Source organism: Rhizobium sp. Root1203, from assembly GCF_001424945.1.
Lineage (GTDB): Bacteria > Pseudomonadota > Alphaproteobacteria > Rhizobiales > Rhizobiaceae > Rhizobium.
The window spans coordinates 7,501-20,538 of record NZ_LMCW01000023.1 but is presented as its reverse complement, the minus strand read 5'-3'; the positions used below and the strand labels follow the sequence as shown (position 1 = coordinate 20,538).

Genomic DNA, 13,038 nt, shown 5'->3' with positions numbered 1-13,038 from the left:
TCCCTGAAGGGGCTCAGACGAGCGTGCCCTTGGTCGAGGGAACACGGCCCGCCTGTCTCGGATCGATCTCTGTCGCCATGCGTAACGCGCGAGCAACGGCCTTGAAGCATGTCTCTGCTATATGGTGGTTGTTGGCACCATAGTGGTTGAGGACATGCAAGGTAATGCCGGCGTTCTGCGCAAGCGCCTGGAAGAATTCCCGAACGAGTTCGGTGTCGAACGTGCCGATCTTCGGCGCGCTGAAAGCGACGTTCCACACCAGGAAGGGGCGACCGGACAGATCGACAGCAGCCTTTGTCATCGTCTCGTCCATGGCCAGATCGATCGATGCGTAGCGCGTGATGCCACGGCGGTCGCCGAGTGCCATGGCGATGGCCTGGCCGATGGCGATGCCCGTGTCTTCAACAGTGTGGTGATCGTCGATGTGCAGGTCGCCCTTGGTCTCGATCTCCATGTCGATCAGCGAATGGCGCGAGAGCTGGTCAAGCATATGGTCGAAGAAGCCGACGCCGGTGGAAATCTTCGCTTTTCCGACACCGTCGAGATTGACGGAAACGGATACCGAAGTTTCGTTCGTCTTGCGGGACACTGCGCCCGTGCGGCTTGTTGCTGTTTCGACCATATGGCTGCTCCATCGGGAAATACGGGCGTTCCTTATCAGGCGGGCCTGGAAATATCCAGAAGCGCGGCCGCAGAAATCGAAGCCATTTGCAATCCGCTTCCGCCAACTTACATAGGTCTCAACACGGCCGGCGATCGGCCCGGTGCAACGGCCCGCCAGGTGGGCGAAGGTGTATTGATGACAACGATTATTACAGTTCGAAAGGGCGGCAAGGTCATTATGGCGGGCGACGGCCAGGTGAGCCTCGGCCAGACGGTGATGAAGGGCAATGCCCGCAAGGTTCGCCGCATCGGCAAGGGCGAAGTCATTGCCGGTTTCGCGGGTGCGACCGCCGACGCGTTCACCCTTCTGGAGCGGCTTGAAAAGAAGCTCGAGCAATATCCCGGACAGTTGATGAGGGCAGCCGTCGAGCTCGCCAAGGACTGGCGCACCGACAAGTACCTGCGCAATCTTGAGGCCATGATGCTGGTTGCGGACAAATCCATAACCCTGGCGATCACCGGCAACGGCGATGTTCTGGAACCCGAGCATGGCGCCATCGCAATTGGCTCCGGCGGCAATTATGCGTTTGCAGCCGCCCGCGCCCTGATGGACACCGACAAGTCCGCGGAGGAAGTCGCCCGTCGCGCACTCGATATCGCCGCTGACATTTGTGTCTATACCAACCACAATATCGTGGTCGAAACGCTGGATGCGGACGCCTGATCCTCTCCGACAGATTTCATCCTTGATGGGACATAAAAGATGACGACATTTTCCCCCCGCGAGATCGTCTCCGAGCTCGACCGCTACATCATCGGCCAGCATGAGGCCAAGCGCGCCGTGGCGATCGCCTTGCGCAACCGCTGGCGCCGTCAGCAGCTCGAGCCCGATCTGCGCGACGAGGTCATGCCCAAGAATATCCTGATGATCGGCCCGACCGGCGTCGGCAAGACGGAAATCTCCCGTCGACTTGCCAAGCTGGCCGGCGCGCCATTCATCAAGGTGGAAGCGACGAAATTCACCGAAGTCGGCTACGTCGGCCGCGATGTCGAGCAGATCATCCGCGATCTTGTCGAAGTCGGCATCGGCCTGGCGCGCGAAAAGAAGCGGTCCGAAGTGCAGGCGAAAGCCCATATGAGTGCCGAGGAACGCGTCCTCGATGCGCTTGTGGGATCCACTGCGTCGCCGGCCACCCGTGACAGTTTCCGCAAGAAGCTGCGCACCGGCGAAATGGACGACAAGGAGATCGATATCGAAGTGGCCGACACCAACACGGGCATGGGCGGCTTCGACATTCCAGGCATGCAAGGTGGCAATGTCGGCGTCCTCAATTTGTCGGAAATGTTCGGAAAGGCGATGGGCGGCCGTACCAAGAAGGTCCGCACGACGGTCAAGGCGTCCTATGCCGAGCTGATTCGGGACGAGTCCGACAAGCTGATCGACAACGAGGTCATCCAGCGCGAAGCGGTCCGCGCGGTCGAGAACGACGGCATCGTCTTCCTCGACGAGATCGACAAGATCGCCGCCCGCGATGGCGGCATGGGTGCGGGTGTCTCTCGCGAAGGCGTGCAGCGCGATCTCCTGCCGCTCGTCGAAGGCACGACGGTGTCCACCAAATACGGACCAGTGAAGACCGATCACGTTCTCTTCATCGCTTCGGGCGCCTTCCATGTCTCCAAGCCTTCGGACCTCCTGCCCGAACTGCAGGGCCGCCTGCCGATCCGCGTCGAACTGCGGCCGCTGACCAAGGAAGACTTCCGCCGCATCCTGACGGAAACCGAGGCAAGCCTCATTCGCCAGTATCGGGCGCTGATGGAAACGGAGGGCCTGAACCTCGACTTCACGGACGACGCCATCGACGCACTTGCCGATGTCGCCGTTCATTTGAACTCGTCGGTCGAAAACATCGGTGCCCGCCGCCTGCAGACGGTGATGGAGCGCGTGCTGGACGAAATCTCCTTCAACGCCCCGGATCGCGGCGGCACTGCAGTGACGATCGACGCGGCCTACGTTCGGCAGCATGTCGGCGATCTCGCCCAGAACACGGATCTGTCGCGCTTCATACTGTAATGTCGGCGGCGGCGGCCGCTGTCGCTGCCGGGACAATGCCGGACTTTTGACTGTCGGGGCACTCGACAACGGGCCTTTTACTTTTTAGTGAAAGGCCCGCTTTGTTATTTCGCGCCAGCATTATTCGGCCAAGATTGTGGTCCAGTCAGCGCGCTTCGTGACCAATGCCAGGAATGATGGGAACGCTGATCGTGCGACGCCTTCTGACAAGCCTTCTGATTGCTGCTGCCGTGCTGACCGCGGCGCCTGCGTTTGCCGTCGAAGTCGTGCCGCCGGGCAACCGTCATGTCGAGCAGCCTGATATCCCGGGCGCGTCCGTTCGCCGGACAAAGGGCACCAAGACATCCTTCGATCGCAAGTACGACAAGGTCCACGAGCTTCTTGCCACCGACCATGAGCTGATGGGGAAGATCAAGAAGGTGTCCGCCGCTTACGGCATTGATCCGATCCACGTTGTCGGCGCCATCGTCGGGGAGCACACCTACAATGTCGACGCCTACGACCGACTGCAGTCATACTATGTCAAAGCCGCGTCCTATGCGGGCGAGAGCTTCCGCTTTGCTTATGGCGGCGAGGACGTCGATGATTTCATCAAGCGGCCACAGTTTGCCGAATGCAGCGGCAAGGGCGATTCCTACGCCCTATGGAGCTGCCGCGAGGATGTCTGGGAAAGCGATTTCCGCGGCAAGACCGTCGATGGCAAGAGCTTCCCGGACAATCGCTTCAGCGCCGTGTTCTTCCAGCCCTTCTACGCGGGCCAGACCTTCGGGCTCGGCCAGATCAATCCGCTGACGGCGCTTATGCTCTCCGATCTCGTCACCAAGGTCTCCGGCTACGACAAGCTGAACGAAAAGGATGCTGGCGGCGTCTACCGGGCGATCATGCAGCCTGACATCTCGCTTGCCTTCGTTGCGGCCTCGATCCGCAAGTCGATCGACGACTACAGGCAGATCGCCGGAATGGATATCTCGAAGAATCCCGGCCTGACGGCGACGCTCTACAATGTCGGAAATTCGCGTCAGCGCGCCTCTGCGCTTGCCGCCAAGAACCGCGCATCGGGTCAGGCAGTCTTGCCGGAAGAGAATTACTATGGCTGGCTGGTCAACGACAAGCTGGACGAGCTCGAGCGCCTGCTCTAGTTCTAGCCTTGCCGGGAGGGCGACAATCTTCCGCGAAAGGCCAAATTCTGATGGACATGCGTCCAGACCCCTTTGTTCCGCCCGCACCGATGCCCCGCACGGTGCCGCCAGGCCGACTGGAAATTATCCGCACCATTCTGCGCAATCCGCTGGAGCTGTGGGGCGAGCCATCGTACACGCTGCCCTGGATCAAGACGCGGTTCTTCCGGGAAAGGACGCTTATCGTCAACGATCCCGGACTGATCAAGCACGTTCTCGTCGACAATGCCGCAAACTACCGGATGTCGGACATTCGCCAGCTCGTCCTGCGTCCGATCCTGCGCGACGGGTTGCTGACCGCCGAAGGGGAGGTGTGGAAGCGGTCGCGCAAGGCGGTTGCTCCGGTCTTCACGCCGCGTCACGCAAACGGTTTCGCCGGCCAGATGCTCCGCCAATCAGAGGACTACGCGCAGAAGTACGAAACCGCAGGCGGTGAAGGCCAGATCTTTGAAATAGCCAGCGACATGACCGAGCTGACCTTCGTGATCCTCGCCGACACGTTGTTCTCCGGCGAAATCATCACGACGTCGAACAGTTTTGCCGACGATGTGAACGCGCTGCTGCACCGCATGGGCCGCGTCGATCCGATGGACCTGCTGCGCGCACCGTCCTGGGTGCCGCGCATAACCCGCATCGGCGGCCAGAAGGTCCTCGACAAATTCCGTTCCATCGTGCGCCAGACAATGGATGCGCGTCTGGCGCGGATGAACGTCGACCGGGCGTCGACGCCCGACGATTTTCTGACCCTGTTGTTGGAACAGGCCACGGGCGGCGGCCTCTCCAACGAGGAAATCGAAGACAATATCCTGACCTTCATCGGCGCCGGCCACGAGACGACGGCACGCGCGCTTGCCTGGACGCTCTATTGCGTGGCCAACACGCCTCATTTCCGTGATGCGATGGAAGATGAGATCGGCCGGGTAATGGCGACGGGTGCAGAGCCGGTTCGATGGCTCGATCTGATGCCATACACCCGCGCCGCCTTCGAGGAGGCGCTGCGGCTCTATCCGCCCGCTCCCTCGATCAACCGCGCCGCGATCGCCCCCGATAAATGGACCGATGCCAAGGGTGAGATTGTCGACATCGAAGCCGGCGTCACCGTCCTCATCATGCCGTGGACTTTGCATCGCCACGAACTCTACTGGGACAAGCCCCGCGCCTTCATGCCGGAACGCTTCCTGCCGGAAAATCGCGGCAAAATCGGCCGCTTCCAGTTCCTGCCTTTCGGCGCCGGCCCACGCGTTTGCATCGGGGCGACCTTCGCGCTCCAGGAAGCGGTCATCGCGCTCGCGGTGCTGATGAAAGGTTTCCGTTTCGATATGACGGACCAAACTAAGCCTTGGCCGGTCCAAAAGCTGACGACGCAGCCGCAGAACGGCTTGCCGATGCGTGTCACGCGTCGCACATCGCTTTGAATGGCATAAATCTTTCGAACTATTGCACAATTGACTATCAATGAAAGCCGGGCAAAGTGGCAGCATGCGAAAGCCGCCATTGTCCGAGGAGATAATCCATGAGCCGCATCGTTAAAAACGGTCTTGCGATCGAAGCAGTCCTTCACGCGTTCCTGGTCAACGAAGCGCTCCCCGGGCTGCAGGTCGATGCGGAAACGTTTTTCGCCGATTTTTCGTCGATCGTTCATGACCTTGCTCCGAAGAATCGAGAGTTGTTGGCAAAGCGCGATGCGCTGCAGCTCCGCATCGACGACTGGTATCGCCAGCACGGCGCGCCTACCGACGTGGAAGCCTATCAGGCCTTCCTGCGGGAAATCGGCTATCTCCTGCCGGAAGGCTCGGACTTTCAGGTTTCGACGACGAATGTCGACCCGGAAATCGCCTCGATCGCCGGCCCGCAGCTGGTTGTCCCCGTCATGAATGCCCGCTACGCGCTCAATGCCGCCAATGCACGCTGGGGTTCGCTCTACGACGCTCTCTATGGAACGGACGCGATCCCGGACACCGACGGTGCGGAGAAAGGCAAGGGCTACAATCCGAAGCGCGGCGAGAAGGTTATCGCCTGGGTTCGCGATTTTCTCGATGCGGCCGTTCCGCTGGCTGAGTGGAGTTGGAAGGATGTTGCCGGTTTTGCGGTCGAGGACGGCGTTCTAACCATCCCATCGACCGACGGCGAACATCTTTCCCTGAGGGATCAGGCGCATTTTGCCGGCTATCGAGGCGAAGCGTCCGCGCCGACGAATGTGCTCCTGAAGAACAACGGCATCCATATCGACATCGTGATCGATGCCTCGACCGCCATCGGCAAGAGCGATCCGGCGCACATTTCCGATGTCTGGCTCGAATCGGCGATCACGACCATCATGGACTGCGAGGATTCCATCGCCGCCGTCGACGCAGAGGACAAGACGATCGTCTATCGCAACTGGCTGGGCCTGATGAAGGGCGATCTCCAGGAAGAAGTTGCCAAGGGCGGTTCGGCGTTTATTCGCAAGCTTGATCCGGATATCGAATACATAGGCCCTGACGGTGTTGCTTTCGAGGTGCATCGCCGCTCGCTGATGCTGATCCGCAACGTCGGCCACCTGATGACCAACCCCGCCATTCTTGATCGCGACGGAAACGAAGTGCCCGAGGGGATCATGGATGCCATGATCACCGGCCTGATTGCGCTCTATGATGTCGGCCCGGGCGGAAGGCGGAAGAACTCTCGCGCGGGCTCGGTCTATGTCGTCAAGCCGAAGATGCACGGCCCGGAAGAGGTCGCCTTCGCCGTCGAGATCTTCTCTCGCGTCGAGGACGCGCTCGGCATGGCACGCAATACCATCAAGATGGGCATCATGGACGAGGAGCGCCGAACGACCGTCAACCTCAAGGAATGCATACGGGCTGCCCGCGAGCGGGTCGTCTTCATCAATACGGGCTTCCTCGATCGCACCGGCGATGAAATCCATACCTCGATGGAAGCGGGGCCGATGATCCGCAAGGGCGACATGAAGCAGGCGCCCTGGATCGCCGCCTACGAGAACTGGAACGTCGATATCGGACTCGAATGCGGCCTTTCCGGTCACGCGCAGATCGGCAAGGGCATGTGGGCCATGCCGGATCTGATGGCCGCGATGCTGGAACAGAAGATCGCGCATCCCAAAGCCGGGGCGAACACAGCATGGGTGCCGTCGCCGACGGCCGCGACGCTGCACGCCACGCACTATCACCGCGTCAACGTCGCGCGCGTCCAGCAAGGGTTGAAGGATCGCGCCCGCGCCAAGCTCGGCGACATCCTGTCGGTGCCGGTTGCGGTGCGGCCGAACTGGACGCCGGAAGAGATCCAGCGCGAACTCGACAACAACGCGCAGGGTATCCTCGGCTATGTCGTTCGCTGGGTCGACCAGGGCGTCGGCTGCTCCAAGGTGCCTGACATCAACAATGTCGGGCTCATGGAGGACCGGGCAACGCTGCGTATCTCGGCGCAGCACATGGCAAACTGGCTCCATCACAAGGTGGTGACCGAAGTCGAGATCGTCGAGACGATGAAGCGGATGGCAGCGGTGGTGGATCGGCAGAATGCCACGGATCCCGCCTATGTGTCGATGGCTGCCGATTTCGACGGCTCGATTGCCTTCCAGGCCGCCCTCGATCTGGTCCTGAAGGGCAGGCAGCAGCCGAACGGCTACACCGAGCCGGTCCTGCATCGCAGGCGCCTGGAGCTCAAGGCGAAGCAGGACGCCCGGTCGTAAGCTGCTCGCATGTAAAAGGCCGCCGAGACGCAGGTTCCGGCGGCCTTTCTTATACCGAACGTCAGGTCCAGTTTACTGGATGACGATGACCTTCGAGCTAGCCTTGCCCGGACGGACGCGGCTGTAGAGGTCGATAACGTCCTGGTTGATCAGACGGATGCAGCCAGACGAAGCAGCGGTGCCGATCGATGCCCATTCCGGCGTGCCGTGCAGACGAAAGAGCGTGTCCTGGCCCTTTTCGTTGAACAGGTACATGGCGCGCGCGCCGAGAGGGTTGGATAGACCGGGGCCCATGCCGTCCTCGACGTACTTGGCGATTTCGGGACGGCGGACAGCCATTTCCTTCGGCGGATGCCAGTTCGGCCATTCCTGCTTCCAGGCGACGTAGGCGGTGCCCGCCCATGCAAAGCCCTGCTTTCCAACCCCGATGCCGTAACGCATGGCCTTGCCGCCGGGCATGATGTAATAGAGGAAGCGCTCGCGGGTGTTGACGATGATCGTGCCCGGGCGTTCCGTGGTTTCATAGGAGACAATCTGGCGACGGAACTGCGGCTTGACCTTCTGGATAGGGATCGCAGGCAGCGAGTATCCCGCATCCGTGGTGACGCCGTAGGCGTCGTCGAAGATCTGTGCGGTCTGGACAGTCGGCCCCGGTGCGGCACTCGTGTCTGCGACAGAGGCGCTTTCGGTAGTCGTGGAGCAACCGGCCAGAGCGAGCGTCGCCATCAGGCCGAATACAGGAATTGCATTGCGGATGCGCATGGATGTCTCTTAGGAATGGGGCAAGGGAGGATCGTTCTTTTGAACCATCTTTGAATATGGTTTATTTTCGATTAACTTTGCCATTGCAAGCTGTTGCAGTGCGGCAAAACGAATACGCAACGGCAAAGTAGAACCGCATGGTTTTTTTGCAACAACACGCACGCTACATCCACGGTTATCCATGACGATTTTGAGTCTTTATAATAACAATCCGTTAATAGATGGCCGGCAATCGGACAGAGCCATGCTCGTTCGCCGCGGGACTCAGATTCTACTTCATGAAATGCGTCACGCTGTGCTCCCGGAGTTGTCTCTGGCGAGCGGACGGCGGGCGGATCTCATCACGATGTCCGAGAAGGGAGAGATCTGGATCATCGAGATCAAGACCTCGGTCGAAGACTTCAAGGTGGATCGCAAATGGCCCGAATATCGGCTGCACTGCGATCGGTTTTTCTTCGCGACGCACAAAGACGTGCCGCTCGATATCTTCCCCGAGGAGTGCGGCCTGTTTCTGTCGGACGGCTACGGCGCGCATATGATCCGCGAAGCGCCGGAACACCGCCTGGCGCCCGCCACCCGCAAATCGGTAACGCTCAATTTCTCGCGCGCAGCCGCGCAGCGCCTGCTGCTGGCAGAGTGGGCAAGCGGCAAGCCGTTCGACGTCGACGAAATCTGATCCTACTTGGGCGCGCGCTTGGCGAGAATGCGCTGCAGCGTCCGCCGATGCATGTTGAGACGCCGCGCCGTCTCCGACACATTGCGCTCGCAGATTTCATAGACGCGCTGGATGTGTTCCCACCGCACGCGGTCGGCCGACATCGGATTCTCGGGGAGTTCCGCCTTCTCGCCGGCGCGCTGCGTCAGCGCAGCATATACATCGTCGGCATCGGCGGGCTTGGCCAGATAGTCGACTGCCCCGAGCTTGACAGCCGTTACAGCCGTCGCGATGTTTCCATAGCCGGTTAAAACGATAATGCGGGTATCGTCGCGACGCTGCCGGATTGCTTCGATGACATCAAGGCCATTGCCGTCCCCAAGGCGCAGGTCGACGACGGCGTATTTCGGCGGGTTGCTCTTGGACTTGGCGACGCCTTCGGCAACCGATTCGGCTGTTTCGACGTGAAAGCCGCGCGTTTCCATCGCGCGCGCCAGGCGTCTGAGGAACGGACCGTCGTCATCGACGATCAACAGGCTCGCATCCGGACCGATATGGTCCTCGGTGGCTGAAGAAGTGTCGTGGTTCTGCTCGTTCATCTCAGTCGATCCTGATGCTGTCCGCATGACATAAGTCAAATGCACTGATCTTTTATTAGGCCGATACAGTCATTTTGTCGAATGCGCATCGATCAGCATGCGCGGCCATTCGACACGGACTCGCGCACCGGCGCTCTCCGGCGCACGGTTCTCGAAGATCAGAGACGCCCCGGAACGCTCGAGCAGCGTCTTGGCGATAAACAGGCCCAGCCCGAGTCCGCCCGCACGATCCTCCCGCTGCCGCTTCGTCACATAGGGTTCGCCGATCCGGGTCAGAATGTCGGACGAATATCCCTCGCCGTCGTCCTCGACGATAATGCAAACCGTGCGCTGGTCGTGCTCGACCGTTACCGTCACCTTCTCCCGGGCATAATCGACGGCGTTCTCGATGAGGTTGCCGAGGCCATACATGATGCCGGCATTGCGATCCGTCACCGGTTCGCCTTTGCGCGGACCTGTCTCGATCAGTTCGAGCTTGATCCCGAATTCGCGATGCGGCGCGACGATCTCCTCCATCATCGAGGACAAGGGCAGGCGCCGCAGATGTGCTTCTCCTTCCGCCGAAAGCGTCGCCAGCCGCCGCAGGATATCGCGGCAGCGCTCGCTCTGGCTCCGCAGCAACTGAACGTCCTCGCGAAAACGGTCGTCGTCCTTCAGCTCGCGCTCCATCTCCTTGGCAACGATGCTGATGGTGGCGAGCGGCGTTCCGAGTTCGTGCGCGGCGGCGGCCGCAAGCCCGTCCAGTTGCGACAGGTGCTTCTCCCGCTGCAGCACCAGTTCGGTGGCGGCCAGCGCGTCGGCCAGCTGGCTTGCCTCCATCGAGACCCGGTAGGCGTAGAAGGCGGCAAAGGTCATCGTCGACGCGATCGAACACCAGACGCCGAACTGCATGACGGTGTGGACATTGACCTCCACGCCACCGAACCAGGGAAGCGGGAATGGCGAGAAAGCGAGAATGGTGATGCAGATCATCGCCACCAGAATCAACGCTGTGCTGTAGCGGATCGGCTGCGACGCAAAGGAAATGATGACGGGAACGCACACGAGCGCAGCGAACGGATTGGCAAGGCCGCCGGTGATGAAGAGCAGGGCACAGAGCTGCAGCAGGTCGAAACCGAGCAACGCAAAGGCGGTGCCGGGGTCGATCCGATGCGTCGGCGGGTAGCGGATCATCAGGTAGAAGTTGACAGCGGCAAGCGCCGCGATCAGCAAGATGCTGGCGATCAGCGGCAGCGGAAACCGGAGCCAGAAGGCGACGATGAAGACCGTAACCGCCTGGCCGCCGACCGCGAGCCACCTCAGTCGCACGAGCGTCTGAAGCCTCAGGCGACGGCTATTGTGTCTGTCCTCCTCCGGCATGCTCTCGATGTGATCGACCATGGCTGTCCCTTGTAGCGGTTTGCGGCTCATGTACCACGCGGCTTCGCCCGTGTCGTCGGCAGGGCGTCGTCCGGGCGTTCCGGCCACGGGTGTCGCGGATAGCGCCCGCGCATGTCGGCGCGCACATCCTTCCAGGAGCCGGCCCAGAAGCCCGGCAGATCGCGTGTCGTCTGGATCGGCCGGTGTGCAGGAGAAGTAAGCTCGAGAAGCAGCGGCAGGCGACCGCCGCCGATCGTTGGATGCTGCTTCAATCCGAACAGCTCCTGCACCCGGATTGTCAGCGTCGGTTCCTCCGCGTCGTACTGGATGGGGTGGCGCTGCCCGGTCGGTGCTTCGAAATGGGTGGGCGCGAGCCGCGCCAGGTCGCGTTGCAGCTCATGCGGCACGAGCGCCATAAGACCGTTCGAAAGGCCGCTCGCCGAAACTTCGGAAAGGCCGCGTGCATCGCCCTGGTAGGGTATGAACCAGTCGTTCATACGGGCAAGCAGCGCATCGTCGCTCATATCGGGCCAGGGCTCGCCGATGCCACGATGAAGAAAGCCTATGCGGTCGCGAAGCTGCCTTGCTTCCTTGGAGAAAGGCAGCTGATCGAGGCCGAGTTCGCGCACGCCGTCGGCCAGCGCCTTCGTCGCATCTACACCGGAAGGGCGGGGAAGGGGCGTCTCGTCGAAGACGATGGCCCCGAGCCGGGTCGCCCGCCGCGCCCTGACCTGCCGGCTCTGTCGGTCGAAGAACGTCTGGTCGTCCGTTCTGATCTCGCCCGGCAGCTCGGCATCGATGTCGGCCCGCGAGACGTCGGCTGCGGCAAGGATGCGTGCCTGCGCCGCCCGCCCTGTGAGGTCGGCGATCACCAGCATCTGGCTGCCGGAAAGTCTTTCGGTCTCCGGCAGTTCGGCGCCGCGTCCGTTCGCCATCACGAAGCGCCCTCTGCCGCCGCGCTGCAGGGCGATCCGATCGGGAAAGGCATGAAGCAGGAGCCGGCCGGCCATGCTCGGCTCCGCCGCCTTGCAAAAGTCCAGCCCCTTTGCCAGTCTGCCCGCAAGCTGGCGCGCGGCATCCGCTCGGTCGCCGCGTTCCGATTTGAACCGCCGCATCCGCTCCTCCAGGTCGACGCTCGTGCCGCCCAACCCCTGTTCGGTCAGCAGCACCGCGAGTATCGCTGCGTCCCTCGCATGCCCCGTCTCGCCCGATGAAATGACCATCGCGGCAAGCCGAGGCGGCAATGCCAGCTCGCGCATGATCTTGCCGCGCGCATTGAGCGTCCCGTCGGCATCGAGGGCGCCTAGCTGGCGCAGGAGCGCCCGCGCTTCTGCAAGCGTCGTCGCGGGCGGTTGATCGACAAAGGCGAGCGAGCGCGGATCCTGAACGCCCCAATGCGCAAGGTCGAGGACGAGGCCGGACAGGTCGGTCGACAGGATCTGCGGTGGCGTGAATGCCGGCAGCGCCGCCGTCTGCCCCTGGTGCCACAGGCGAACGGCGATGCCGGGCTCCGTTCTGCCTGCGCGCCCGGCCCGCTGGTCCGCCGAGGCGCGGGAAACGCGCACCGTCTCCAGGCGGGTGATACCGGTCGAGGCTTCGAACACCGGCAGCCGCTGCAGGCCGCTGTCGATGACGATCCGCACGCCGTCGATCGTGATGGAGGTCTCGGCGATCGACGTTGCCAGTACGATCTTGCGGGTCCCGGGCAGGGCGGCGCGGATGGCGGCGTCCTGTTCCTTCTGGCTGAGATTGCCGTAGAGCGGCGCAATCAGCGTCCGGTCGTCGAAGCGCCCCTGCAATCGTTCCGCCGTTCGGCCGATTTCCGCCTGCCCGGGGAGAAAGGCGAGGATCGAGCCGCTCTCCGTCCGATGCGCCTCGACGATTGCCCGTGTCACGGCGTCTTCGATGCGCTCGCCCGCCGGCCTGTCCTGATAGCGGACGTCGATCGGAAAGCTTCGCCCGAGACTTTCGATCACCGGCGGCTGATCCAGCAGGGTTGCGATGCGCCCGACGTCGAGCGTCGCCGACATCACCAGGATCCTGAGGTCGTCGCGCAGCGCAGATTTGACGTCGAGCGCCAGCGCAAGTCCGAAATCCGCGTCCAGCGACCGTTCGTGGAA

11 protein-coding genes (1 of these 11 only partly in view) are annotated in these 13,038 nt (G+C 61.9%); 6 read left to right on the top strand and 5 right to left on the bottom strand.

The genetic code is table 11. The features are described from left to right. Positions 1 to 13 precede the first annotated feature (13 nt). On the bottom strand, positions 14 to 622 hold the full coding sequence (gene hisB, locus ASC97_RS20605) for an imidazoleglycerol-phosphate dehydratase HisB (protein WP_057470218.1): 609 nt from the start codon (positions 620 to 622) through the stop codon (positions 14 to 16). 177 nt (positions 623 to 799) lie between these two features. Here hisB and hslV point away from each other — a divergent pair, with 177 nt between their 5' ends. The 5 genes from hslV (at position 800) to ASC97_RS20580 (ending at position 7,543) form a co-directional block, all read left to right on the top strand. After that, entirely contained in the window at positions 800 to 1,327 is a 528-nt protein-coding gene (hslV, locus tag ASC97_RS20600; RefSeq protein ID WP_057470469.1) for an ATP-dependent protease subunit HslV, read from the top strand. Positions 1,328 to 1,366: 39 nt separating this feature from the next. Beyond that, positions 1,367 to 2,674, top strand: coding sequence for an ATP-dependent protease ATPase subunit HslU (hslU, locus tag ASC97_RS20595; RefSeq protein WP_057470217.1), 1,308 nt, complete (start codon positions 1,367 to 1,369; stop codon positions 2,672 to 2,674). 191 nt (positions 2,675 to 2,865) lie between these two features. Next, positions 2,866 to 3,813, top strand: a complete 948-nt coding sequence (locus ASC97_RS20590) for a DUF1402 family protein (RefSeq protein ID WP_057470468.1) — start codon at positions 2,866 to 2,868, stop codon at positions 3,811 to 3,813. Between the two features lie 50 nt (positions 3,814 to 3,863). Next, complete coding sequence (locus tag ASC97_RS20585) at positions 3,864 to 5,267, top strand: cytochrome P450 (protein ID WP_057470216.1); 1,404 nt, start codon at positions 3,864 to 3,866, stop codon at positions 5,265 to 5,267. A gap of 98 nt (positions 5,268 to 5,365) precedes the next feature. Further along, the gene (locus ASC97_RS20580; RefSeq protein ID WP_057470215.1) at positions 5,366 to 7,543 is read left to right on the top strand and encodes a malate synthase G; all 2,178 of its coding nucleotides are present in this window, start codon (positions 5,366 to 5,368) and stop codon (positions 7,541 to 7,543) included. A gap of 72 nt (positions 7,544 to 7,615) precedes the next feature. Here the strand turns inward: ASC97_RS20580 and ASC97_RS20575 are convergent, their stop codons facing one another. Continuing rightward, complete coding sequence (locus tag ASC97_RS20575; protein WP_057470214.1) at positions 7,616 to 8,305, bottom strand: L,D-transpeptidase; 690 nt, start codon at positions 8,303 to 8,305, stop codon at positions 7,616 to 7,618. Positions 8,306 to 8,486: 181 nt separating this feature from the next. Here ASC97_RS20575 and ASC97_RS20570 point away from each other — a divergent pair, with 181 nt between their 5' ends. Next, entirely contained in the window at positions 8,487 to 8,981 is a 495-nt protein-coding gene (locus tag ASC97_RS20570; RefSeq protein ID WP_057470213.1) for an MmcB family DNA repair protein, read from the top strand. A 2-nt stretch (positions 8,982 to 8,983) separates the two neighbouring features. Here ASC97_RS20570 and ASC97_RS20565 read toward each other — a convergent pair whose 3' ends face one another. The 3 genes from ASC97_RS20565 to hrpB form a co-directional block, all read right to left on the bottom strand. Next, a complete protein-coding gene (locus ASC97_RS20565) occupies positions 8,984 to 9,559 on the bottom strand; it encodes an ActR/PrrA/RegA family redox response regulator transcription factor (RefSeq protein WP_057470212.1) in 576 nt (191 codons plus the stop codon). 69 nt (positions 9,560 to 9,628) lie between these two features. Next, a complete protein-coding gene (locus ASC97_RS20560; RefSeq protein WP_057470211.1) occupies positions 9,629 to 10,939 on the bottom strand; it encodes an ActS/PrrB/RegB family redox-sensitive histidine kinase in 1,311 nt (436 codons plus the stop codon). A gap of 26 nt (positions 10,940 to 10,965) precedes the next feature. Then, positions 10,966 to 13,038 carry the 3' portion of an ATP-dependent helicase HrpB gene (gene hrpB, locus ASC97_RS20555; protein ID WP_057470210.1) on the bottom strand. 384 nt of this gene lie beyond the right edge of the window, so the window shows 2,073 of its 2,457 coding nt (coding positions 385-2,457); its start codon lies off the right edge, out of view; the stop codon is at positions 10,966 to 10,968.

Excerpts from the sequence above, each read along its gene's own strand:
- hisB (WP_057470218.1), bottom strand. The coding sequence starts at position 622 with ATGGTCGAAACAGCAACAAGCCGCACGGGCGCAGTGTCCCGCAAGACG.
- hslV (WP_057470469.1), top strand. The coding sequence starts at position 800 with ATGACAACGATTATTACAGTTCGAAAGGGCGGCAAGGTCATTATGGCG.
- hslU (WP_057470217.1), top strand. The coding sequence starts at position 1,367 with ATGACGACATTTTCCCCCCGCGAGATCGTCTCCGAGCTCGACCGCTAC.
- ASC97_RS20585 (WP_057470216.1), top strand. The coding sequence starts at position 3,864 with ATGGACATGCGTCCAGACCCCTTTGTTCCGCCCGCACCGATGCCCCGC.
- ASC97_RS20580 (WP_057470215.1), top strand. The coding sequence starts at position 5,366 with ATGAGCCGCATCGTTAAAAACGGTCTTGCGATCGAAGCAGTCCTTCAC.
- ASC97_RS20575 (WP_057470214.1), bottom strand. The coding sequence starts at position 8,305 with ATGCGCATCCGCAATGCAATTCCTGTATTCGGCCTGATGGCGACGCTC.
- ASC97_RS20570 (WP_057470213.1), top strand. The coding sequence starts at position 8,487 with ATGACGATTTTGAGTCTTTATAATAACAATCCGTTAATAGATGGCCGG.
- ASC97_RS20565 (WP_057470212.1), bottom strand. The coding sequence starts at position 9,559 with ATGAACGAGCAGAACCACGACACTTCTTCAGCCACCGAGGACCATATC.
- ASC97_RS20560 (WP_057470211.1), bottom strand. The coding sequence starts at position 10,939 with ATGGTCGATCACATCGAGAGCATGCCGGAGGAGGACAGACACAATAGC.